2 pseudogenes are annotated in these 633 nt (G+C 62.7%); both read right to left on the bottom strand.

The features are described 5' to 3' along the window. Positions 1–176, bottom strand: a pseudogene (locus EOC06_RS43960) (ISL3 family transposase); the annotation flags it as partial. 303 nt (positions 177–479) lie between these two features. Beyond that, a pseudogene (locus tag EOC06_RS43955) lies at positions 480–633 on the bottom strand (integrase); the annotation flags it as partial.

Raw genomic sequence — 633 nt, 5'->3', positions numbered from 1 at the left:
GCGGCTTGCCGCATATATCGGCTCTGGGTCCGGCGTGAACTCGTCCCGCAGCACGGGCACGTTGCCGAAAGCGCCGTAGCGCGCACGTCAAGAAATACACAATCCGTGTTGATTTCGGCATGCTCGACGAGCAACCCCGCCGGCGCCAGTCTCGTCGACCCAAATCTCTGTTCCATCGCGCTGATTCCCTCTCGAAAATTGCGCGACATCACCCTGCACATGCAGCGAGATTGAGTCTGACCCCCTTTTGCGCGAAAATGCGGGGTCCCGATTCCACGGTCATTGACACACACAGCCTTTCGTAGCGGCGCCAAATAACGCCGGAAGGCGTCGCGCTCGCTCAGATGCTGCAGGCCAGAGAAAAACTGCAACTGGCTGGCGTCGGTCGACAGCGACGCGTCATGCTGCTCGCCATAGGCTTCGCCGAGTAGCGGAAGATATCCGGCACTTCCGGCCCCGAGCGGGCCATCGGCGCGAGCTCAGAAGTACTGAGGCTTGGCGGCCGGCGGCACGGTGGGCGCCGGACGCGGTAAGAGCTCGAAGGGGCTCGATGTGGCGCAGACCTTGTTGGTGGCGATCCGCAGGTAATGGGCGGTGGTCGCGAGCTGCGGTGACCGAGCAGCAGTTGAATGG

Source organism: Mesorhizobium sp. M7A.F.Ca.MR.362.00.0.0 (genome assembly GCF_004023175.1).
Classification (GTDB): domain Bacteria; phylum Pseudomonadota; class Alphaproteobacteria; order Rhizobiales; family Rhizobiaceae; genus Mesorhizobium.
This window is presented reverse-complemented; position numbering and strand designations above follow the sequence as displayed.